General features: G+C 65.2%; 25 protein-coding genes. 18 read left to right on the plus strand and 7 right to left on the minus strand.

The genetic code is table 11. The annotated features are described in order from the left end of the window. The first annotated feature begins 208 nt into the window (after positions 1-208). The 11 genes from YUU_RS0109970 (at position 209) to YUU_RS60145 (ending at position 8,551) form a co-directional block, all read left to right on the plus strand. Entirely contained in the window at positions 209-805 is a 597-nt protein-coding gene (locus YUU_RS0109970; protein ID WP_027522228.1) for a superoxide dismutase, read from the plus strand. Between the two features lie 264 nt (positions 806-1,069). Continuing rightward, complete coding sequence (locus YUU_RS0109975) at positions 1,070-1,681, plus strand: permease (protein WP_027522229.1); 612 nt, start codon at positions 1,070-1,072, stop codon at positions 1,679-1,681. Then, positions 1,678-2,178 (plus strand): hypothetical protein, encoded by a 501-nt coding sequence (locus YUU_RS0109980; protein WP_027522230.1) that lies wholly within the window; start codon positions 1,678-1,680, stop codon positions 2,176-2,178. Before YUU_RS0109975 ends, YUU_RS0109980 begins: the two co-directional genes overlap by 4 nt. A gap of 150 nt (positions 2,179-2,328) precedes the next feature. After that, the gene (locus YUU_RS61110) at positions 2,329-2,553 is read left to right on the plus strand and encodes a hypothetical protein (protein WP_027522231.1); all 225 of its coding nucleotides are present in this window, start codon (positions 2,329-2,331) and stop codon (positions 2,551-2,553) included. A 2-nt stretch (positions 2,554-2,555) separates the two neighbouring features. Beyond that, positions 2,556-3,311 (plus strand): metal ABC transporter ATP-binding protein, encoded by a 756-nt coding sequence (locus YUU_RS0109990; protein WP_027522232.1) that lies wholly within the window; start codon positions 2,556-2,558, stop codon positions 3,309-3,311. 6 nt (positions 3,312-3,317) lie between these two features. Next, a complete protein-coding gene (locus YUU_RS0109995) occupies positions 3,318-4,184 on the plus strand; it encodes a metal ABC transporter permease (protein ID WP_027522233.1) in 867 nt (288 codons plus the stop codon). Next, the gene (locus tag YUU_RS0110000) at positions 4,184-5,053 is read left to right on the plus strand and encodes a metal ABC transporter substrate-binding protein (protein WP_027522234.1); all 870 of its coding nucleotides are present in this window, start codon (positions 4,184-4,186) and stop codon (positions 5,051-5,053) included. Before YUU_RS0109995 ends, YUU_RS0110000 begins: the two co-directional genes overlap by 1 nt. 54 nt (positions 5,054-5,107) lie before the next feature. Further along, positions 5,108-6,160: a GTP-binding protein gene (locus YUU_RS0110005; RefSeq protein WP_027522235.1), complete on the plus strand. Its 1,053-nt coding sequence runs from the start codon at positions 5,108-5,110 to the stop codon at positions 6,158-6,160. Beyond that, positions 6,160-7,179, plus strand: coding sequence for a WD40 repeat domain-containing protein (locus YUU_RS0110010; protein WP_027522236.1), 1,020 nt, complete (start codon positions 6,160-6,162; stop codon positions 7,177-7,179). The genes YUU_RS0110005 and YUU_RS0110010 overlap by 1 nt, the downstream gene beginning before the upstream one ends. A 213-nt stretch (positions 7,180-7,392) precedes the next feature. Then, on the plus strand, positions 7,393-8,109 hold the full coding sequence (locus tag YUU_RS0110015) for an MgtC/SapB family protein (protein WP_027522237.1): 717 nt from the start codon (positions 7,393-7,395) through the stop codon (positions 8,107-8,109). Positions 8,110-8,203: 94 nt separating this feature from the next. Then, positions 8,204-8,551, plus strand: coding sequence for a hypothetical protein (locus tag YUU_RS60145; RefSeq protein WP_027522238.1), 348 nt, complete (start codon positions 8,204-8,206; stop codon positions 8,549-8,551). A 234-nt stretch (positions 8,552-8,785) separates the two neighbouring features. Here the strand turns inward: YUU_RS60145 and YUU_RS0110025 are convergent, their stop codons facing one another. From YUU_RS0110025 to YUU_RS0110050, 6 genes are all read right to left on the minus strand, one after another. Next, a complete protein-coding gene (locus tag YUU_RS0110025) occupies positions 8,786-10,228 on the minus strand; it encodes a homospermidine synthase (RefSeq protein ID WP_027522239.1) in 1,443 nt (480 codons plus the stop codon). A 47-nt stretch (positions 10,229-10,275) separates the two neighbouring features. After that, the gene (locus YUU_RS0110030; protein ID WP_027522240.1) at positions 10,276-10,665 is read right to left on the minus strand and encodes a RidA family protein; all 390 of its coding nucleotides are present in this window, start codon (positions 10,663-10,665) and stop codon (positions 10,276-10,278) included. Between the two features lie 90 nt (positions 10,666-10,755). After that, a complete protein-coding gene (locus YUU_RS60150) occupies positions 10,756-10,926 on the minus strand; it encodes a hypothetical protein (protein WP_198031730.1) in 171 nt (56 codons plus the stop codon). Positions 10,927-10,941: 15 nt separating this feature from the next. Beyond that, on the minus strand, positions 10,942-11,526 hold the full coding sequence (locus tag YUU_RS0110040; protein WP_027522241.1) for a GNAT family N-acetyltransferase: 585 nt from the start codon (positions 11,524-11,526) through the stop codon (positions 10,942-10,944). A 129-nt stretch (positions 11,527-11,655) separates the two neighbouring features. Next, positions 11,656-12,798 carry a type III PLP-dependent enzyme gene (locus YUU_RS0110045; RefSeq protein WP_027522242.1) on the minus strand — a complete coding sequence of 381 codons (1,143 nt, stop codon included), beginning with the start codon at positions 12,796-12,798 and terminating at the stop codon, positions 11,656-11,658. A gap of 660 nt (positions 12,799-13,458) precedes the next feature. Beyond that, positions 13,459-13,713: a hypothetical protein gene (locus tag YUU_RS0110050; RefSeq protein WP_027522243.1), complete on the minus strand. Its 255-nt coding sequence runs from the start codon at positions 13,711-13,713 to the stop codon at positions 13,459-13,461. 138 nt (positions 13,714-13,851) lie between these two features. On the opposite strand from YUU_RS0110050, the gene YUU_RS0110055 reads away from it, so the two are divergent. Genes YUU_RS0110055 through YUU_RS0110065 form a run of 3 tightly spaced genes read left to right on the plus strand, consistent with a single transcriptional unit; the run spans position 13,852 to position 17,689 of the window. Beyond that, the gene (locus tag YUU_RS0110055) at positions 13,852-15,942 is read left to right on the plus strand and encodes a M3 family metallopeptidase (protein ID WP_027522244.1); all 2,091 of its coding nucleotides are present in this window, start codon (positions 13,852-13,854) and stop codon (positions 15,940-15,942) included. Continuing rightward, positions 15,942-16,580, plus strand: a complete 639-nt coding sequence (locus YUU_RS0110060; RefSeq protein WP_027522245.1) for a DUF1007 family protein — start codon at positions 15,942-15,944, stop codon at positions 16,578-16,580. Before YUU_RS0110055 ends, YUU_RS0110060 begins: the two co-directional genes overlap by 1 nt. Continuing rightward, a complete protein-coding gene (locus YUU_RS0110065) occupies positions 16,571-17,689 on the plus strand; it encodes a nickel/cobalt transporter (protein WP_027522246.1) in 1,119 nt (372 codons plus the stop codon). The genes YUU_RS0110060 and YUU_RS0110065 overlap by 10 nt, the downstream gene beginning before the upstream one ends. 182 nt (positions 17,690-17,871) lie before the next feature. Here YUU_RS0110065 and YUU_RS0110070 read toward each other — a convergent pair whose 3' ends face one another. After that, complete coding sequence (locus YUU_RS0110070; protein WP_027522247.1) at positions 17,872-18,270, minus strand: MAPEG family protein; 399 nt, start codon at positions 18,268-18,270, stop codon at positions 17,872-17,874. Between the two features lie 85 nt (positions 18,271-18,355). Between YUU_RS0110070 and hemH the strand changes: the two genes are divergently transcribed. The 4 genes from hemH to YUU_RS0110090 all read left to right on the plus strand — a co-directional run bounded on the left by hemH (position 18,356) and on the right by YUU_RS0110090 (position 22,042). Next, on the plus strand, positions 18,356-19,393 hold the full coding sequence (gene hemH, locus YUU_RS0110075; RefSeq protein ID WP_027522248.1) for a ferrochelatase: 1,038 nt from the start codon (positions 18,356-18,358) through the stop codon (positions 19,391-19,393). A 10-nt stretch (positions 19,394-19,403) separates the two neighbouring features. Beyond that, entirely contained in the window at positions 19,404-20,384 is a 981-nt protein-coding gene (locus YUU_RS0110080; RefSeq protein WP_027522249.1) for an ABC transporter substrate-binding protein, read from the plus strand. A gap of 195 nt (positions 20,385-20,579) precedes the next feature. Continuing rightward, positions 20,580-21,578, plus strand: coding sequence for an SPFH domain-containing protein (locus YUU_RS0110085; protein ID WP_027522250.1), 999 nt, complete (start codon positions 20,580-20,582; stop codon positions 21,576-21,578). 20 nt (positions 21,579-21,598) lie between these two features. Next, on the plus strand, positions 21,599-22,042 hold the full coding sequence (locus tag YUU_RS0110090) for an NfeD family protein (RefSeq protein WP_027522251.1): 444 nt from the start codon (positions 21,599-21,601) through the stop codon (positions 22,040-22,042). The last annotated feature ends 75 nt before the right edge of the window (positions 22,043-22,117 follow it).

Here is a 22,117-nt window from a genome sequence, read left to right on the forward strand (position 1 = left end):
TCTCTCTTAAACGCTTCAAAGGCAATGATATTTTACGCCCCGTCCACGAGCCTGGTTGCGGGCCTGATCTTGTGCGTGAGTTTGGGCAATGAGGCCATGCCGTCGCATCAGGCGTTTTCGCAAATTCTAAGGTATTTAACGGCGCAGGAACCTTCTATAAGGGGTGACCGTTAGAACACGTTCCCCACCCAGTTGCGGACAACAAGCCATGACCTTTACGCTCCCCCCTCTCCCTTACGCCTATGACGCCCTCGGCCAGTACATGTCGAAGGAAACGCTGGAATATCACCACGACAAGCATCATCAGGCCTATGTCACCAACGGCAACAACGCGCTCAAGGGGACCGAATGGGAAGGCAAGTCCCTTGAGGAGATCGTGAAGGGCTCCTTCGGGAAGAACCCGGCGGTCTTCAACAATGCCGGCCAGCACTACAACCACATCCACTTCTGGAGCTGGATGAAGCCCAATGGCGGCGGCACCAAGCTGCCCGGCAAGCTCGAGAAGAAGATCAATGAGGACCTCGGCGGCTTCGACAAGTTCAAGGCGGACTTCCAGGCCGCCGGCGTCGGCCAGTTCGGCTCCGGCTGGTGCTGGCTCCAGGTCAAGAACGGCAAGCTCGAGATCTCCAAGACGGCGAACGGCGAGAATCCGCTGGTGCATGGCGCCACGCCGATCCTCGGCTGCGACGTCTGGGAGCACTCCTACTACATCGACTACCGCAACCGCCGCCCCGACTATCTGAAGGCTTTCGTCGAGAACCTCGTGAACTGGGAATACGTGGAGTCGCTGTTCGACAAGGCGTGAGATAGCAACTCGTGTCATTCCGGGGCGATGCGCAGCATCGAACCCGGAATCTCGAGATTCCGGGTTCGCACTTCGTGCCCCCTGAATGACAGAAACAACGAAAGGGCGGTCGCGTCTTGCGACCGCCTTTTTGCTGCGCGGAATTTGCCTCCGCCTCGCATAGCCCTGCGCGGGGCGCGCATCGCCCCCGCCATCACTGTGTTTGCATCGCGTCAGTGGCGCCCTTAAGCAGAACGGGCATCCCCTCGATCCGACCCGAGCCCGTTGTCAGAACCTTTCCCGAACAATCCGGCGCCTGCCGAGGACGCAGAGTCCGAGCCGCGGCCGGGGCGCATCCGCAAGCCGATCGGCTGGTCGACCATCATCATCGCGGTGCTCGTGGCGGTGAGCGCGGCGCTGGTCTGGCGGCGTGACGGCACCGAAGGCGTCCTCGACATTCTCACTCACGATCTCTCGCTGTTTGGCGGCATCCTGCCGCGCGTGCTCGCCGGCTGCCTGCTCGGGGCCTTCATCTCGGAGATCCTGCCGCACGAGAAGGTGTCGCGCTCGCTCGGGCCGAACTCCGGCCTGATGGGCCTTTTGATGGGCACCGCCTTCGGCGCGATCCTGCCGGGCGGGCCGTTTACCGCCTATCCGGTGGCGAGCGCGCTGCTCGCGGTCGGTGCCGATTTCGGCGCCACCATCGCCATGGTCGTGAGCTGGACCCTAATCGGCTATGGCCGGGCGGTCGCCTGGGAAATCCCCATCATGGGCACGGATTTCACGCTGTGGCGGATCGTGATCTCGCTGCCGCTGCCGGTGCTCGCCGGCGCGCTCGGTCGCTTCGTCTATGTCCGGCTCTATCCGAAGCGTGATGCAGAGGACGACGAGACGTGAGCGCCGCACTCCTCATCGATATCCTGTTGTGGGGCTCGGTGCTCGGCGTCGGCCTGCTCGCCTTCCGCCGTGGCAAACCCGTGTTCAAGGCCTCGCTGCGCGAGGGGTCGATGGATTTCATCAACATCGTGCCGCGGATCGCGCTGGGCGTGATCGGCTCCGGCTACATCGCCGCGATCATCCCGCAGGAGGTGATTACCGGCTGGCTCGGCCCCGATAGCGGTTGGCTCGGGGTGGCCACCGCTGTGGTCGCCGGCGCTGCCACGCCCGGCGGCCCCGTGATCGGCTTCTCCATCGGCACAGTGGCGCTGAAGTCCGGCGGCGGCGTGCCGCAGGTGGTCGCCTATGTCGTCGCCTGGGCGCTGTTCGCCTTCCAGCGGGTGATCCTGTGGGAAATCCCCTTCATGCCGGCCCGTTTCGTCTGGTTCCGCTGCGCCGTCTCGGTGCCTTTCCCGTTCGTGGCGGCGGCCATCGCCATGGTGATCGGCAAGCCGTGAGAGGACTTGAACGTTTTGGGACGTCATTCCGGGGCGATGCGAAGCATCGAGCCCGGAATCTCGAGATTCCGGGTTCGGCTCTTTGAGCCGCCCCGGAATGACAGCATTCCGGGCGTGGACAGGGGTAATGTTATAATATAACGTTCCCGGATGGTCCCCGCCGCGTCCCACGCCCATCATCACGACCATTCCCATGACCACGCCCATGCCCATGGGCATGACCATACGCACGCCCACGTCCACGATCCCCTGGCGCCGCACCCGGCCCAGGCCGCGCCCTGGTCGATCCTGCGCATGACCATGGCGGGCCGCCTGGCAGCGGCGCTTGCCGTCTGCGCGGTGCTCTGGGGCATGGTCTTTCTGGCGATGAGGTGACCATGGCGGCGCTCGGTTTCCACAATGTCACCCTCGGCTATGACCGGCACCCGGCGGTCCATCACCTCAAGGGCGAGATCGTGCCTGGGGCGCTGGTCGCGGTGATCGGCCCGAACGGCGCCGGCAAGTCGACGCTGCTGCGCGGCATCGTTGGCATCCTGAAGCCCCTCGCAGGCAGCATTCATCTCGGCGGGATCGATCAGCGCGATATCGCCTATCTGCCGCAGACCGCCGACATCGACCGCAGCTTCCCGATCTCGGTGTTCGATTTCGTCGGCACGGGCCTGTGGCGTGGGATCGGCCTGTTCGGCGGCATCGGCAAAGCGGCGCGCGAGAGGATCCTGCGCGCGATCGCCGCCGTCGGGCTGAACGGTTTTGAGAATCGCCCGATCGGCACGCTCTCCGGCGGGCAGATGCAGCGCGTGCTGTTCGCGCGCGTGCTGCTCCAGGATGCTGCGCTCATCGTGCTCGATGAGCCCTTCAACGCGATCGACAGCAAGACCACGGCCGATCTGCTCGCCCTGGTGACGCGCTGGCATGGCGAGGGCCGCACCGTGCTCGCCGCGCTCCACGACATGGAGATGGTGCGGGCGCACTTCCCGCAAACGCTGTTGCTCGCGCGCGGTCCGGTGGCCTGGGGCGCGACCGCCGAGGTGCTGACGGCGGAGAACCTCATGGTCGCGATGCGGATGTGCGAAGCGTTCGACGACAGCGCGGCGGCCTGCGCCGACGATGACGAGCGCTCGCAGGCGGCATGACGCACGATGTATGACGCGCTGATCGGCCCCTTCACCGAATTCGAATTCATGCGGCGCGCGCTCGCTGCCGTGATCGCGCTTTCGCTTGCGGGCGCGCCGATCGGCGTATTCCTGATGCTGCGGCGGATGAGCCTCGTCGGCGATGCCATGGCGCATGCGATCCTCCCCGGTGCCGCGATCGGCTTCCTGCTCTCCGGCCTCAATCTGTTCGCGATGACTGCCGGCGGCCTGATCGCAGGCTTTGCGGTCGCCATCCTCGCCGGCGTCGTCGCGCGCTCGACGGGCCTGAAGGAGGACGCCTCGCTCGCGACCTTTTATCTGGCTTCGCTCGCGCTGGGCGTCACCATCGTCTCGATCAAGGGCACCAATATCGACCTCTTGCACGTGCTGTTCGGCAACATCCTCGCCATGGACGACCAGACGCTGCTGGTCGTCGCCTTCAATGCCACGGTCACGCTGCTCGTGCTCGCGGTGATCTACCGCCCGCTGGTGATCGAGAGCGTCGACCCGCTGTTCCTGCGCACCGTGAGCCGTGCCGGGGGACCAGCGCATCTCGCTTTCCTCGCCCTCGTCGTCATCAACCTCGTCAATGGCTTTCAGGCGCTCGGCACCCTGCTTGCGGTCGGCCTGATGATCATGCCCGCCGGCATCGCGCGGTTCTGGTCGCGCGATCTCACCGCGATGATCTCTATCGCCGTCATCGCAGCAGGGGTCTCGGGCTATGCCGGGCTCGTGCTGTCGTTCCAGACGCGGATACCCTCAGGGCCGGCGATCATCCTGGTGGCGACCGCGTTCTACGTCGTCTCCGTGCTGTTCGGCAGCGTCGGCGGCCTGGTCCGGCAGATGTTTCCCGGCCGGCATCTGGAGGCGTGATGCGCCGCTTCCTGCTCCTCGTCGTTGCATCCCTCTTGATCACCTCACCGCTTCAAGCGGCGGAGCGGCTCAATGTGGTCGCGAGCTTCTCGATCCTCGCCGATTTTGCCCGCAATATCGGCGGCGATCGCATCAACCTCACCACGCTGGTCGGCGCCGACAGCGACGTCCATGTCTACACGCCGGCGCCGGGGGATGCGAAGCGGATCGCGGACGCGAAACTCGTCATCGTCAACGGGCTTGGTCTCGAGGGCTGGCTGCCGCGGCTGGTGCAGTCCTCGGGCAGCAAGGCGACCGTCGTGACGGCGAGCGCCGGCATCGCGCCGCTCAAGCTCGGCTCGGATTCCGATCCGCATGCCTGGCAATCGATCCCCAACGCGAAAGCCTATGTGACCAACATCGCCGCCGCGCTGGCCGCGGCCGCGCCTGAGGATGCGGAAGTTTTCCGTAGGCAAGCCAAGGCCTATCTGGAAAAGCTCGAAACGCTCGACCGCGAGGTGCGCGAGGCCATCGCAAAAATTCCCCCCGAGCGGCGCAAGGTGATCTCGACCCACGATGCCTTCGGCTATTTCGCTGCCGAATACGGTATCCAGTTCATCGCTCCGCTCGGCGTCTCCACCGAAACCGAGCCCAGCGCCCGCGATATCGCCGGCATCATCGGGCAGATCCGGGCCCAAAAAATCCCGGCCGTGTTCCTCGAAAATATCAGCGACGACCGGCTGATCCGTCGGATCGCCGCGGAGACCGGCTCCAAGGTCGGCGGGACCCTGATTTCCGACGGTTTGACGGGCGAAAAGGGGTCCGCCCCCACTTACATTGACATGGTCAGGCACAATATAAAGGCCCTGACCAGCGCGCTTGACCACTAGGGCAGGGGCCACCCCGCCTCGCGTCGCGCGAAAAAGCCCGATGTCGGAGTAGTTATGTCTGAAGTGACCTCCCCCAAGATTCCCGTGACCGTGCTGACCGGCTATCTCGGGGCCGGCAAGACCACGCTTTTGAACCGCATTTTGTCGGAGAACCACGGCAAGAAATACGCCGTCATCGTCAACGAATTCGGCGAGATCGGCATCGACAACGACCTCATCATCGGCGCCGATGAGGAAGTGTTCGAGATGAACAATGGCTGCATCTGCTGCACCGTGCGCGGCGACCTCGTGCGCATCATGGACGGCCTGATGAAGCGCAAGGGCAAGTTCGACGCCATCATCGTCGAGACCACGGGTCTTGCGGACCCTGCGCCGGTCGCCCAGACCTTCTTCGTCGACGAGGACGTGCAGAAGAACGCGCGTCTCGATGCGGTCGTGACGGTGGCCGATGCCAAATGGCTGTCCGACCGGTTGAAGGACGCGCCCGAGGCCAAGAACCAGATCGCGTTTGCCGACGTCATCGTGTTGAACAAGACCGACCTCGTCTCCAAGGGTGAGCTCGCCGAGGTCGAGGCCCGCATCCGCGGCATCAACCCCTATGCGAAGCTGCACCGCACCGAGCGCTGCTCGGTAGCCTTGGCTGACGTGCTCGACCGCGGCGCCTTCGACCTCGACCGCATTCTCGATATCGAGCCGGACTTTCTGGAGGCCGATGATCATGACCACGACCATGATCATCACCACCATCACGGCCACGACCATCATCACCACCATGATCACGGCCATGGCCTGAAGCACTATCACGACGAGGAGATGCAGTCGCTTGCGCTCAAGACCGACAAGCCGCTCGATCCCAACGTGTTCATGCCCTGGCTGCAGAACCTCGTGCAGGTGGAGGGTCAGAAGATCCTGCGCTCCAAGGGCATCCTCGCCTTCCACAACGATGACGACCGCTACGTCTTCCAGGGCGTCCACATGATGCTGGAGGGCAACCACCAGCGGAAGTGGAAGGAGGGCGAGCCGCGCGAGAGTCGTCTCGTCTTCATCGGTCGCGAATTGCCGGAACAGGCGATCCGCGAGGGTTTCGAGAGCTGCATCGTCTCGTGATGAAAGAGTTTACGCCAGCTCCCGATTCACCCTCGATCGTCTCGGTCACCGACCGCGTCAAGCCGGTCGCGCTCGGGATGGCCGTGACGTCGGTGCATTTTCTTGGCCCGCGCGCCGCCTTCGTCGGCGGCGAGGAGAACGTCGCATTAGTCGACGCGAGCGGTGAAATCAATATGGTCGCCGTCCACGGCGGTGGCATTCTGTCCACGGCCAGCGATGGCAAGCGCCTCATTATGGGTGGCGACGACGGCAAGGTCGTCTCGCTCGACGGCAAGGGCGAGGTGACGCTGCTCGCGACCGATCCCAAGCGGCGCTGGATCGATGCGGTGGCGCTGCATCCCGACGGCGCCTTCGCCTGGTCGGCCGGCAAGTTCGCCTTCGTCAAGAGCGGCAAGCTAGAGGAGAAGTCGATCGAGGTGCCCTCGACCGTCGGCGGCCTTGCATTTGCGCCGAAGGGCCTGCGACTTGCCATCGCGCATTACAACGGCGCGACGCTGTGGTTTCCGAACATGGCGGGATCTGCCGAATTCCTGCCCTGGGCCGGCTCGCATCTCGCCGTCACCTTCAGCCCGGACAACAAGTTTCTGGTCACCGCGATGCACGAGCCTGCGCTGCATGGCTGGCGGCTCGCCGATAACAGGCATATGCGCATGACCGGCTATCCCGGCCGCGTCCGCTCGATGTCCTGGAGCGCCGGCGGCAAGGCACTGGCGACGTCGGGCGCCGATACCGTGATCCTGTGGCCGTTCGCGAGCAAGGACGGCCCGATGGGCAAGGAGCCCGCGATGCTCGCGCCCCTGCAGGCGCGCGTTTCGGTCGTCGCCTGTCATCCGAAGAACGACATCTTTGCCGCCGGCTACAGCGACGGCACCGTGCTGATGGTGCGGCTGGAGGACGGCGCGGAGATTCTGGTCCGCCGCAACGGCACCGCGCCGGTCGCGGCGCTCGCCTGGAACGCCAAAGGTACGCTGCTTGCATTCGCCGACGAGACCGGCGATGGAGGGCTGCTCGAGCTTTGAGTGGGATGGGTCTTGGCGAAATCGACGCCGCGGCTCGCTTCACCTCTCCCGCTTGCGGGAGAGGTCGCGCCGAAGGCGCGGGTGAGGGCTCTCTCCGCATCGGGGTTCTCGATTGCGGTGACACCCTCACCCCAACCCTCTCCCGCAAGCGGGAGAGGGAGCGCACCTGCTTCTTGGCGCGCAGCTAGACCACGTTTACCGCCGCGAGGGGCCATGCGGTTTCTGACGACCTTCCAGCTTGCTGACTTCCTCGACACGCTGATCAGCCTGTTCACGGCCTTCGTGCTGGGAACGCTGATCGGTGCCGAGCGGCAATATCGCCAGCGCACCGCGGGCCTGCGCACCAACGTGCTGGTCGCAGTCGGTGCCGCTGCGTTCGTCGATCTCGCCATGCACCTGACGGGTGCCGACGGCGCGGTCCGCGTCATCTCCTACGTCGTCTCCGGCATCGGCTTCCTTGGCGCCGGTGTCATCATGAAGCAGGGCATGGACGTGCGCGGGCTGAACACCGCGGCGACGCTCTGGGCCTCGGCCGCCGTGGGCTCCTGCGCCGGCGCCGACCTGGTCGCGCAGGCCGTCGCACTCACGGTGTTCATCATCGCGGGCAACACGCTGCTGCGCCCCCTGGTAAACGCGATCAACCGCATCCCGCTGAACGAGAAGGCACTGGAGGCGACCTACTACTTCAAGGTCGCGGTCACGACGGAAGCCTTGCCCGACATGCGCGACCGCATCGTCGACAAGCTCGAAGCTGCGAAATATCCCGTGGCGGATGTCGAGGTCGCCGAGATCGGCGACGACATCCTGGAAATCGTCGCAAAGCTGGTCGCGACCGCCGTCGATCCGAACGAGCTGAACGCCGTGGCGGTCGACATGCAGCGCCAGTCCGGCGTCCGGCACGCCACCTGGGAAGTCAGCACGACGGACTGAACGCGGTGCTTCCACAGGTTCCCTGCGGCGACATCGCGCGGAACTGCGGTCGGGCCATTTCGTTGATGCTGCGAACGAATTCGCGGGTAGCGTTATGGCCGGCAAGCAAGACAAGCTCAGATTTCACCGGGATCTCTTGATCGCCTGTTTCCTGTTCGGAGCGGGCGTCCTGATCTCCGGCCTGTCGCTGGCGCAGATCCGGGCCGAGAGCCGGATGCAGACCGCCCAGGCCACGCCGCCGCTGCAGGGTACGCCGGCGCCGGATGATCACAGCAGGACGCCTGCGCAATCAAAGCCGGGCGGCGAACGCCCCACCACCCCGGCGCCTGAGCCCGCGCACCCGGATCCGCAGACCCAGGGTGCCGCCAAGCCGGTGTTGCCACAGGCGCCAGCCGAGAAGATCGCCCCGCCGATCAAGGAGCCGCCGCTCAAGGAGAAGTAGTAGGCGTTATCCACGTCCTCGGTGTCATCACCCGCGAAGGCGGGCATCCAGTATTCCAGAGACAGCAAGAGGATACGGAGAGGCCGCGGCGTACTGGATGCCCCGCCTTCGCGAGGGCATGACAGCGTGTTGGGGGCAGAACAGGCCCAGCCAGCCGTCACCGGCTACTTTGCATGGGGTTGTTTTCGACATTTTTGATGCCCCGCCTTGGCAGGGCATCACGCTGGCGCGCCGTCAGCGCACCAGAATATTCCGGAACTGCCAGGGATCGCTCGTATCGATGTCTTCCGGAAACAGTCCCGGACGATCCGTCAGCGGCGTCCAGTCGGTGTAGAAACCCTTCACCGGGCCGAGATACGGCATCTGGATTTCCAGCAGACGATCGAAATCCATCTCGTCGGCTTCGACGATGCCTTCGTTCGGGTTTTCCAGCGCCCACACCATGCCGCCGAGCACGGCGGAGGTCACTTGCAGGCCGGTGGCGTTCTGATACGGCGCGAGTTTGCGGGTCTCTTCGATGGAGAGCTGCGAGCCGTACCAGTAGGCATTGTTGTCATGGCCGAACAGCAGCACGCCGAGTTCGTCGATGCCATCGACGATTTCATTCTCGTCGAGGATGTGGTGCTTTTCCTGCATCTTCGCGGCGCGGCCGAACATTTCATGCAGCGACAGCACGGCATCGTCGGCCGGATGATAGGCATAGTGGCAGGTCGGCCGATAGATCGCCGTGCCCGATGCGTCACGCACCGTGAAGTAATCGGAGATCGAGATCGATTCGTTGTGGGTGACGAGGAAGCCATACTGCGCGCCGCGGGTCGGGCACCAGGTGCGCACGCGCGTGTTGGCGCCGGGCTGCATCAGATAGATGGCGGCGCCGCAGCCGGCTTCGTGGGTACGCGCATTCTCGGGCATCCATTTTTCGTGGGTGCCCCAACCGAGTTCGGACGGCTGCACGCCTTCCGACAGGAAGCCTTCCACCGACCAGGTGTTGACGAAGACATCAGGCTCTTTCGGCGACTTGGAGCGCTGGGTGTCGCGTTCGGCGATGTGGATGCCCTTGACGCCAGCCTGCCGCATCAAGTCCGCCCATTCGGCTTTGGTCTTCGGCTTGGGGGCATTGAGCTTCAGGTCGGCGGCGACATTGAGTAGCGCCTGCTTGACGAAAAACGAGACCATGCCGGGATTGGCGCCACAGCAGGAGATGGCCGTCGTCGAGCGCGCGGCGCGCGCCTTCTTGGCGGCCAGCGTCACTTCGCGAAGGGCGTAGTTGGAGCGCGCTTCGGGACCCTTCGAGGCATCGAAATAGAAGCCGAGCCAGGGCTCGTTGACGGTGTCGATATAGAGAGCGCCGAGTTCGTTGCAGAGCTCCATGATGTCGGTCGAGCCGGTATCGACCGAGAGATTGACGCAAAAGCCCTGGCCGCCGCCTTCAGTGAGCAGCGGGGTCAGCAAGTCGCGATAATTGTCCTTGGTCACGCCCTTCTGGATGAACCTGACATTGTGCTTCTCGCAATGTGCCTTGCGGCCCTCGTCCTTGGGATCGATCACGGTGATGCGCGACTTGTCGTAATCGAGGTGCCGCTCGATCATCGGCAACGTGCCTTTGCCGATGGAGCCGAAGCCGACCATGACGATGGGACCGGTAATCTTCGCGTAGATCTGCGAGGGGGGGCTCATGGGATGGTTTCTCCGGAACGTGCTGGCGGACAAAGGGTGAGGGTGGATCAGGCGCTGCGGCGCTTGGCGGTCACTTCGATCTCGACCTTCATCTCGGGCTTGTAGAGCGCCGAGACGGCGAGAAGCGTGGCGGCCGGGCGGATGTCGCCGAGGACTTCCCCGCAGACGGCGAAATGGGCATCGGCATCCTTGATGTCGGTGAGGTAGTAGGTCACGCGGACGATGTCGGCCATCTCGAATCCGCCCTCCTTTAGGGCGGCCTCGATGGTCTTGAAGCAGTTGCGTGACTGGCTCGTGACATCTGATGGCATCGTCATGGTCGTGTAGTCGTAGCCGGTGGTTCCGGCGACGAAGGCGAACTCGCCGTCGATCACGGCGCGGCTGTAGCCGGCGGTCTTCTCGAAAGGCGAGCCGGTGGAAATCAGGCGACGGGACATCTGTTCGACCTCGACTGAAGGGGTGTGTTTCGCGGGGTTAAAGGGCCTTTCGAGGCCCTGCGCAACCCCCGAGAAGGCGGTGAAGGGAGCTCAGCGGGACTGCTGCGTCGTAGCTTGCGACGGCGGCGGCGAGCCGCTCCACCGCCGCACCAGGATGTCCCTGGCGATCATGATCGCGATCAGGACGAACAGCACCGATGTGATCAGGCTGCGCAGGCGCGGGCGGGCATCGCCGCTGGATGCGGCCGGGGTCTTCGCCATGATGGACGTCCCCTTTTAGGCCGCGTGCGCGTGCAGACGCGCTGCCCGCCGTTTGGGCAGCGTTGCGCCGGTCGGAACGATCATCCCGGCCGCGTCGTCCAGTGCGCCCGCCTGGAATTCGAGGCCGAGCAGCCGCTCGCGCTCGAACGGGCCGGGCAGCGAGAGCGCGCCGGTCTTCTCGGCCGAGAAGCCGAAGCGGGCGTAATACGGGGCATCGCCGAGCAGGATCACGGCGGCATGCCCGCGCGCCCGGGCGGCGGCCAGCGCTTGATGCATCAGCGCGGCGCCGATCCCGAGCTCGCGGCAGGCAGGATCGACCGCGAGCGGTCCGAGGACCAGAGCGGGCCTGCCTCCGGCGCTGACGTGCCACAGCCGCACGGTTCCCACGAGCTTCCCCTCGCGCATCGCCGACAGGGCAAGGCCTGCGGCAGGTGCACGTCCGTCGCGCAGGCGCTGGCAGGTGCGGCCGTGGCGGTTCTCGCCAAAGCAGGCATCGAGCAGCGCTTCACGCATCGCAACGTCGGCAGCACGCTCCGCACGGATCGCGAACGGAGCGGCTTTCGAGATGAGGGCGACCTGTGGCTTCCGAAGAGCAGTCATGACACGTCAGTCCTCGCTTGGAGCCGCGGACATGCGTCCACGAGCACAAGCGTCGTCAGAAATCGCAATATCAGGGAAGGGAGCCGGCAAGCCGGCCCCCGGTTTATCAGGCCTCGAAAGCGAGGCGGATCAGATGTGATACGTCTTCAACGGCGGGATGCCGTTGAACGCCACCGACGAGTAGGTCGACGTATAGGCCCCGGTCCCTTCGATCAGCACCTTGTCGCCGATCTCGAGCGTCACCGGGAGCGGATACGGGCTCTTCTCGTACAGCACGTCGGCGGAATCGCAGGTCGGGCCCGCGAGCACGCACGGCGTCATGTCCGCCCCGTCATGCGGAGTGCGGATGGCGTAGCGGATCGACTCGTCCATGGTCTCGGCGAGACCGCCGAACTTGCCGATGTCGAGATAGACCCAGCGCACCTCGTCCTCGTCGCTCTTCTTCGAGATGAGCACGACCTCGGACTCGATCACCCCAGCGTTGCCCACCATGCCGCGACCCGGCTCGATGATGGTCTCGGGGATCTGGTTGCCGAAGTGCTTGCGCAGCGCGCGGAAGATCGACCGGCCATAGGTCACTACCGGCGGCACGTCCTTCAGGTACTTGGTCGGGAAGCCCCCGCCCATGTTGACCATCGAGAGGTTGATGCCGCGCTCGGCGCAGTCGCGGAACACCTGCGAGGCCATCGCCAGCGCACGGTCCCACGCCTTCACCTTGCGCTGCTGCGAGCCGACATGGAAGGAGATGCCGCACGGCTCCAGGCCCAGACGCTTGGCGAGGTCGAGCACCTCGACCGCCATCTCCGGGTCGCAGCCGAACTTGCGCGACAGCGGCCACTCGGCGCCGGCGCAGTCATAGAGGATGCGGCAGAACACCTTCGCAGCTGGGGCGGCGCGGGCGACCTTCTCCACCTCGGCAGCGCAATCGACCGCGAACAGCCGAATGCCGAGCGCGAAGGCGCGCGCGATGTCGCGCTCCTTCTTGATCGTGTTGCCGAAAGAGATGCGGTCGGGCGTCGCACCCGCGGCCAGCGCCATCTCGATCTCGGCGACGGTTGCGGTGTCGAAGCAGGAGCCCATGGACGCCAGCAGCGCCAGCACTTCCGGCGCGGGGTTCGCCTTGACGGCATAGAACACGCGGCTGTCGGGCAGCGCCTTGGCAAAGCTCTGGTAATTGTCGCGCACGACCTCGAGGTCGACGACGAGGCACGGCTCGGTGTCGAGGCCCTCGCTGCGGCGGTTGCGCAGGAAATCCCTGATGCGATCGGTCATAGCACCCTCCAAACGGCCCCAGCGACGGAGCCCGTTCAAAATGTTCTCGGACAGGGGTGCTTTGGCGCTGCCGCACGATGGAGACGCGACAGGGCCGAGAACCCGAGACCGAATTGTGCTGCCGTGGATTGGTTGGGAATTTTCCCGCCCGCTCACCTGGCAATGAAGGACAAGCCTTTTCAGTAGCCCGCGCCGGCGTTGGAATGCCGGTAGAGACCAAAAAAGCCCGATCCGTCGTTGCTTTAAGTCGCGTCCCCCGTTGAGAACGAGGTGCGCCGGTTCGCCTCCGGCTGCCAGTCACGGTTGCAAAGAGCAAAGTCACCTTCGACTAGGCATCTCTTTGAGAGAGATGCTGGACACTCCGGGTTTGCTTCAGTCTTCCGACTTCTGCACTTCCGAAGAGCCCCTCGGCTTCTTCACCCCTTGGCGGCTGTCCGGCCTCTTGTCCGGATACCTACCGACTGACACACGACCACAGGCACGTGCGAAATTGGGCAAGAACGCACATAAGCGTTTTGACTCTGCTTCGCAAGAAATTTTTTAGGCTGAGAGCAGAATTGCCTAACGACTGCTTGCGCTGTGATGCGCGAGCGACGCTGAAGATGAACGGCTGTTAAGTTTGCGCGCGCTGCGAAGCGTGTCGTGCTCGCGCGCGTCGCCTCACGCGCGCTTCGTGAACGGCTCGACGCGTTGAGCCGCGCGGATGAACGCGGTCATGACGAGCACGCCGAGTGCGAACAGCACGGCCTGCACGATGTGCGCGCCGGTGTCGTCGAGCCCGAACAGAATTGCGAGCGCCCAGCCGCCGGCAAACGCCGCGCCGAACACCTCGGCGCCGATCAGGATGGCGGCGCTGATGACAGTGATGACGCTCGGCCAGACGATCCGGCGGGAGGAGGAGGCAGGCGCGTTCATGAGCTTTAGATCCGTGGTCTTTGAGGGCCGCAATCTCCCCGAAAAGGGGCCCGGGAGCAAGGCCAAATGGCGCAAAAAAGCCCCATCGCGTGCTATAGCTGGCTGCAACAAACCCAGCTCAAAAAAACGGGACAAGTCATGTCAGAACCCAGCGAAAATACCGGCGCCGCGCCGGCCGAGACGAACCCGCTTCTGAAGGCCTGGGTGACGCCATTCGCAACCCCGCCGTTTGACGAGATCAGCCCGGAGCACTTCCTGCCGGCCTTCGAGCAGGCCTTCGCCGATCACTCCGCGGAGATCGCGGCGATCGTCCACGATCCGGCAGCCCCCGACTTCGCCAACACCATCACGGCGCTCGAGCGCTCCGGCAAGCTGCTCAACAAGGTCTCGGCCGTGTTCTACGACCTCGTCTCCGCGCACTCCAATCCGGCGATCCTGGAGATCGACAAGGAGGTCTCCTTGCGGATGGCGCGGCACTGGAATCCGATCATGATGAACGCGGTGCTGTTCGGCCGCATCGCCCAGCTCCACGAGAATCGCACCAGCCTCAATCTGACGCCGGAGCAGCTGCGCCTGCTCGAGCGCACCTACACCCGCTTCCACCGCGCCGGCGCCGGCCTCTCCGAAGAGGCCAAGGCGCGCATGGCCGAGATCAACGAGAAGCTCGCCCAGCTCGGCACCAGCTTCAGCCATCATCTGCTCGGTGACGAGCAGGAGTGGTTCATGGAGCTCGGCGAGGACGACCGCCAGGGCCTGCCCGAGAGCTTCGTCGCGGCCGCCAAGGCTGCGGCAGAAGATCGCGGCATGGCCGGCAAGGCCATCGTCACCCTGTCGCGCTCCTCGGTCGAGCCATTCCTGAAGGGCTCGGCGCGGCGCGACCTGCGCGAGAAGGTCTACAAGGCCTTCACCGCGCGGGGCGACAATGGCAACGCCAACGACAACAACGAGACCATCGTCGAGATCCTGAAGCTGCGCGAGGAGAGCGCCAATCTCCTGGGCTATCCGACCTTCGCCGCCTACCGGCTCGAGGATTCGATGGCCAAGACGCCGGACGCGGTGCGGGTCCTGTTGGAGCGGGTCTGGAAGCCCGCGCGGGCGCGCGCGCTCGCCGATCGCGACGAGATGCAGGCGCTGATCACGACCGAGGGCGGTAATTTCCAGCTCGCGCCCTGGGACTGGCGGTACTACGCCGAAAAGCTGCGCCTCCAGCGCGCCAATTTCGACGACGCCGCGATCAAGCCATTCTTGACGCTCGATCACATGATCGCGGCGGCCTTCGACTGCGCCACGCGCCTGTTCGGCATCACCTTCGAGGAGCGCAAGGATGTCCCGGCCTGGCACCCGGACGTCCGCGTCTGGGAGGTGAAGGACCGGGACGGCAAGCACAAGGCGCTGTTCTATGGTGACTACTACGCCCGGCCATCAAAGCGCTCCGGTGCCTGGATGACGTCGCTGCGCGACCAGCAGAAGCTCGACGTCGAGACCGCGCCGCTCGTCATCAATGTCTGCAACTTCGCCAAGGGAGCCGGCGGGGAGCCCTCGCTGCTGTCGCCCGACGATGCCCGCACCCTGTTCCACGAATTCGGCCACGGCCTGCACGGCATGCTCTCCAACGTGACCTATCCGTCGCTGTCGGGCACCTCCGTGTTCACCGACTTCGTCGAGCTGCCCTCCCAGCTCTATGAGCACTGGCAGGAGCGGCCGGAGGTGCTGCAACAGTTCGCCCGCCACTATCAGACCGGCGAGCCGCTGCCCGACGACCTGCTCCAGCGCTTCCTCGCGGCGCGCAAGTTCAACCAGGGCTTTGCCACCGTCGAATTCGTCTCCTCGGCACTTCTCGACCTCGAATTCCACACCCAGCCGGCGGCGGCCGCGCAGGACGTGCGCGCCTTCGAGAGACAAGAGCTCGAGAAGATCGGCATGCCCGGGGAGATCGCGATGCGGCACCGGCCCACGCAATTTGGCCACATCTTCTCCGGCGACCACTATGCTGCCGGCTATTACAGTTACATGTGGTCGGAGGTGATGGACGCTGACGCCTTCGGCGCCTTCGAGGAGGCCGGCAACATCTTCGATCCGGCGGTGGCAAAGCGCCTGCACGACGACATCTACTCCACCGGTGGATCGGTCGATCCGGAAGCCGCCTACGAGGCCTTCCGTGGCCGGCCGCCCGAGCCGGATGCGCTGCTGCGCCGGCGCGGCCTGCTCGACGCCGCGCAGGCGGCCTGATGGGCATGCGCGCCCTGTTCGGATGGCTGCTCGCCGCTGGCCTCTCGCTTGCGGCGGGGGTGGCGCAGGCGCATCCGCACGTCTGGATCACCGCGACCAGCGAGTTGATCTACGCGCCCGACGGCTCGATCACCGGTGTCCGCCACGCCTGGACTTTCGACGACATGTTCTCGGCCTATGCGACCCAGGGGCTCGAGGGCAAGACCAAGGGCAGCTACACGCGCGAGGAACTGGCTCCGCTCGCCCAGACCAATGTCGAGTCGCTGAAGGAATATGCCTACTTCACCTTCGCCAAGGCCGACGGCAAGAAGGAGCGCTTCAATGAGCCGGTCGACTATTTCCTCGACTACAGGGACACCGTGCTGACCCTGCACTTCACGCTGCCGCTGAAGACGCCGCTGAAGCCGAAACAGCTCGTGCTGGAGGTGTTCGACCGCTCCTTCTTCATCGACTTCCAGATGGCCAAGGACAACCCGGTCAGGCTGGTCGGCGCGCCCGCCGGCTGCCAGATGAAGCTGGAGCGGCCGAATGACGGCACCGCGAGCGCCCAGAAGCTCAACGAGCAGACCTTCATGAACGGCGAAAACTCGAACTTCGGCATGATGTTCGCCAACAAGATCACCGTGGATTGCCCGTGACCTCTTTCCTTCGTTCTCCGCTTGCGCGTGCACTCGGCACCGGCGCGGCCGTCCTTGTCGCGGTCTGGGCCGTCGATGCAGCGCTTCATGATCTCTTCGCGCAAAACCCCTTCGGCGGGCCGCGCCCCGCGCCCGAGCCGGAGGCCGGCGGCATCATCGGCTGGCTGCTGGCCAAGCAGTCGGAATTTTACCGCGAGATGTCTGCAACTATCCGCGCCGCGAAATCCGACGGTTCGGTGTGGACGCTGCTCGCGATCTCCTTTGCCTACGGCATCTTCCATGCCGCCGGCCCCGGCCACGGCAAGGCGGTGATCTCCTCCTACCTCGTCGCCAACCAGGAAACGGCACGGCGCGGCATCGTGTTGTCCTTTGCCTCGGCGCTGATGCAGTCGCTGGTCGCGGTCCTCATCGTCGGCATCGCGGCCTGGGCGCTGAACGCGACCGCCAAGACCATGTGCAGCGCCGAGAAGGTGATCGAGATCGCCAGCTACGCCCTGATCGCGGCGTTTGGGCTCCGCCTCGTCTGGGTCAAGGGCGGCGCCTTCATCCGCGCACTCCAGGCCTCTCAGCCGGTGCCCGCGATAGCCGGCGTGCCGCATCACCACGATCATCACGGCCACCATCACAATCATCATGACGAGCATGGTCATGGTCACGACCACCATGACCATCACCACCACGGCCATGGCCACGCGCATGCCCACGACCAGGTCCATGGCGAGCATTGCGGCCACTCCCATGGCCCCACGCCGGGCGAGCTTGCCGGCCCCGGCGGCTGGCGGCGTGGCCTCGCGGCAATCCTCACCGTCGGCATCCGCCCCTGCTCGGGCGCGATCCTGGTGCTGGTGTTCGCGCTCGCCCAGGGACTGTTCTGGGCCGGCATCGCCGCGACCTTCCTGATGGGGCTCGGCACCGCGATCACGGTCGCGACCATTGCGGTCATCGCCGTCTCCGCCAAGGACGTCGCCCGGCGCCTGAGCGCCGGCCGCGACGGCGGCGGCGCGCTCTTCATGCGCGGCATCGAATTCGCGGCCGCCGGCCTCGTGCTGCTGTTCGGCGCAGGCCTGCTGCTGGGCTACCTCGCCGCCGAACGCACGACGTGTTTTTGAGATGCACTCTTTTTCCCTCTCCCCTTGTGGGAGAGGGTGGCTCGGCGCTGCGAAGCAGCGGCGAGACGGGTGAGGGGTCTCTCTCTCCACGCATGAATCACTCAACCTGAACGCGCGGAGATAGCCCCTCATCCGGCGCGTCGCGCCACCTTCTCCCGCAAGGGGAGAAGGGAAGAGAGAAGTCACACCGGCAGAAACCGCTTCAGGGCGGGCATGAAGAAGATCGCGACATTGATCGCAAAACCGATGCTCCAGAGGATCGACCGCAGCGTCGGACGGTTGCCGAGATAGGTGAAGACGTAGGCGACCCGCACGATCAGGAAGAGCGCGGCGAGCTCATCGACCAGGCGCTGCGGGGAATCGCGGAATTCGGCGAGCAGCACGGCAATCGCGAAGAACGGGAAGGTCTCGATGCCGTTCTGGTGCGCGCCCAGCGCGCGCTGCGAGATGGCATCCTCATAGAAGGCCGGGTCGCGCGGTTTCGAATTGTCGAAACGACCGAACCTGATCCATTTGATCGAGGCGATCGTCGCAAGATAGAGCAGCAGCGCTCCAAATATGCACCATTCCGCGAGCGTCATGGTTCCTTCCCCCTGCACCCCCGAAACCCTAGCGAAGTCGGCCCAATCTTGACAAGTTCGGCCCAACGCGCGAACCCGTTGGGCCATGACGCGCGTTCTCCCGATCGACACATCGAAGGCCACCGCAGCTCCGGCCGCTTCGCGTGTCGGCGTGCTGCTCGTCAATCTCGGAACGCCCGACACCGCGGATGCCCCGGGCGTGCGCGTCTACCTCAAGGAATTCCTGAGCGATCCCCGCGTCATCGAGGACCAGGGCCTGGTCTGGCAGTTCGTGCTGAACGGCATCATCCTGCGCAGCCGGCCGCGCAGCAAGGCGCTCGACTATCAGAAGATCTGGAACACCGAGAAGAACGAGTCGCCGCTCAAGACCATTACCCGCTCGCAGGCCGACAAGCTCGCCGCCGCACTCGCCGACCGCGCGCATGTCGTGGTGGACTGGGCGATGCGCTACGGCAACCCGTCGATCAAGTCCGGCATCGATGAGCTGGTCGCGCAAGGTTGCGACCGGATCCTGGCGGTGCCGCTCTATCCGCAATATTCCGCCTCGACCTCGGCGACCGTCTGCGACGAGGTGTTTCGCGTTCTCGCCCGCCTGCGCGCGCAGCCGACGCTGCGGGTGACGCCGCCTTACTACGAGGACGAGGCCTATATCGAGGCGCTCGCGACCTCGATTGAGGCGAGCCTGGCGAGCTTGCCGTTCAAGCCGGAGCTGATCGTCGCCTCCTTCCACGGCATGCCGAAATCCTATGTCGACAAGGGCGATCCCTACGAGAGCCACTGCGTGGCGACGACCGAGGCGCTGCGCCGCCGGCTCGGCATGGACGCCTCAAAGCTGCTGCTCACCTTCCAGTCGCGCTTCGGTAATGACGAGTGGCTTCAGCCCTATACGGACGCGACCATGAAGCGCCTGGCGCAGCAAGGCGTGCGCCGCATCGCGGTGGTGACGCCGGGCTTTGCCGCCGACTGCCTGGAGACGCTGGAGGAGATCGCGCAGGAGAATGCCGAGATCTTCAAGCACGGTGGCGGCGAGGCGTTTGCCGCGATCCCCTGCCTCAACGACAGCGAGCCCGGCATGGACGTGATCCGCACCCTTGTGCTACGCGAGCTGCAGGGCTGGATCTGAGGGGCGCCCCATGAAGCGGCGCGAGGTTCTGGCACTTCTCGGCTGCGCCGCGCTGCTGCCGCTGCCGGCGGTGGCGCAGCCGGCGCCGGCCGGGCTGCGCCGGCTCGGCGTGCTCACAGTGACGGCAGCCGATGACGCGATCGGGCAGATGCGCGCGACGATCCTGACCGATGCGCTGGCTACACTTGGCTGGAAGGAGCAGGACAATCTGCGGATCGAATGGCGCCATGGCGGCGGCGATCGGGCGCTGATCGCGCGGCAGGCCGGCGAGCTGCTTGCGCTCAATCCCGACATCCTGCTCGCCATCGGCACGCCGTCGGTCGTGGAATTGCGCAAGCGCGCCGCGGCAACGCCGATCGTGTTCGCCGTCGTCACGGATCCCGTTGGCCAGGGTTTTGTCAAAACCCTTTCGCATCCGGGCGGCAACATCACCGGTTTCACCGACTATGACGGGCCGATGGCCGGCAAATGGCTGGAGATGCTGACGCAGATCACGCCGAAAGTCTCCCGCATCGCCGTGGTCTACAATCCATCCACGGCGCCTTTCGCCGGCCTCATGCTGCCCGCGATCGAACAGGCGGCCCGCTCGCTCGGCGTGTCGGTCGACCCAGTGCCGGTCCATGACGCGGCCTCGATCGCGGCGCTCGCGGCCCGCAAGGGCGAAGGCCTGCTCGTCCTGCCCGATTTCTTCACGCTGGCGAATCGCGCGCGCCTCCAGGCGGCGGTCGCCGAGGCACGCATCCCTGCGGTCTACTGGAGCCGGACCTTCGTCGATGAGGGCGGCCTGATGTCGTACAGCACCGATAGCGCCGAGCAGGTGCGGCGCGCCGCCGCCTATATCGACCGCATATTGAAGGGCGCAAGGCCTGCCGATCTTCCGGTGCAAAACCCGACCAAATTCGAGCTTGCGATCAACTTGCGGACTGCACGAACGCTCGGCGTCACCATCCCGCCGGCGCTGCTTGCGATCGCCGACGAGGTCATCGAGTAGCAGGCGCATCCGTTGGGGTGGCCCGGCCGCCTTTCAAGAGCCTCGCCGCCAATACTTAATGGCCGTCGTTCCGGCTTCGTGCGTCTTGTGAAATGATCGCCGCAGGCCGACGTAAAGAGTGCCGCTGAACCGGTCGGGACGGGAATCCGACCAATGAACGGCGCGGGAAACGCCTTTTCCCGCCTTGGAGGACCTATGAGCGGTTTCGATATTTTTGCTATTGCACTGGTGTTTCTCGTCATCGTCACGCTGCTTGCCGGTGTGAAGACGGTGCCTCAGGGCTACGACTGGACCATCGAGCGGTTCGGCAAATACACCCAGACGCTGTCGCCCGGGCTCAACCTGATCGTGCCCTATTTCGATCGCGTCGGGCGCAAGATGAACATGATGGAGCAGGTGATCGACATTCCCGAGCAGGAGGTGATCACCAAGGACAACGCGACGGTGAGCGTGGACGGCGTTGCCTTCTACCAGGTGTTTGATGCTGCGAAGGCGAGCTACGAGGTCGCCAACCTCAACAACGCGATCACGGTCCTGACCATGACCAACATCCGCTCGGTGATGGGCTCGATGGATCTCGACCAGGTGCTGTCGCATCGCGACGAAATAAACGAGCGTCTGCTGCGTGTCGTCGACGCCGCGGTCTCGCCCTGGGGCGTCAAGGTCAACCGCATCGAGATCAAGGACATCGTGCCGCCGGCGGATCTCGTCGAGGCCATGGGCCGGCAGATGAAGGCCGAGCGCGTCAAGCGCGCCGACATTCTGGCCGCCGAAGGCCAGCGGCAGTCCGAGATCCTGCGCGCCGAGGGCGCCAAGCAGGGCCAGATCCTGCAGGCTGAAGGCCGCCGGGAGGCCGCATTCCGCGACGCCGAAGCGCGCGAGCGCCTCGCGGAGGCCGAGGCCAAGGCGACGCTGATGGTGTCGGAGGCGATCGCCAAGGGCGACGTCGCCTCATTGAACTATTTTATCGCCGACAAATATATCAAGGCGTTCGGGCAATTTGCGGAGGCCCCGAACCAGAAGATCATCATGCTGCCGATGGAAGCCGTGAGCCTGCTTGGCTCGCTGGCCGGCATCGGCGAGATCGCCAAGGCGACCTTCGGCGAGAGCGCGGCGTCCGCATCCGCCGCCGCCCGCCGCGGCTCGGTGCCGCCGGCGGGAAGCTCGCCGCCGGTAGTGCCGCCGCAGCAATAAGATAACCCAGAGGTCGTGTCATGACCGACATGTTCGTCACCCTCGGCACCTGGAACTGGCTGATCTTCGGCTTCATCCTGATGGCGCTGGAGGTATTCGCGCCGGGCGTGTTCCTGTTCTGGCTCGGGCTCGCTGCGCTGCTGGTCGGGCTGGTCTCGTTCGTCGCCCATCCCGCCTGGCAGGCGCAGCTCGTGATGTTCGCGCTGTTCGCCGCCGCCGCAGTCCCGCTATGGCGGCGCCTCGCGCGCGGCAGGATCGACACCAGCGCGAGCCCGCACCTCAACAAGCGCACCGAGGCGCTTCTGGGCCGCGAGTTCACGTTGGAGAAGCCGATCATCGATGGAAGCGGCACCGTGCGCATCGGCGACACCGTCTGGCGCGTCGCCGGCCCCGATACACCAGCCGGGACGCGGGTGAAGGTGGTGCAGGTCGACGGCGCGAACCTGACGGTGGCAGCGGCGTAGCTCCTCTTACCCTCCTCCCTTGCGGGGGAGGGTGGATCGCCGCGGAGCGGCGAGACGGGTGAGGGGTCGCTCTCC

The sequence above is a fragment of the Bradyrhizobium sp. Ec3.3 genome (assembly GCF_000472925.1).
Lineage (GTDB): Bacteria > Pseudomonadota > Alphaproteobacteria > Rhizobiales > Xanthobacteraceae > Bradyrhizobium.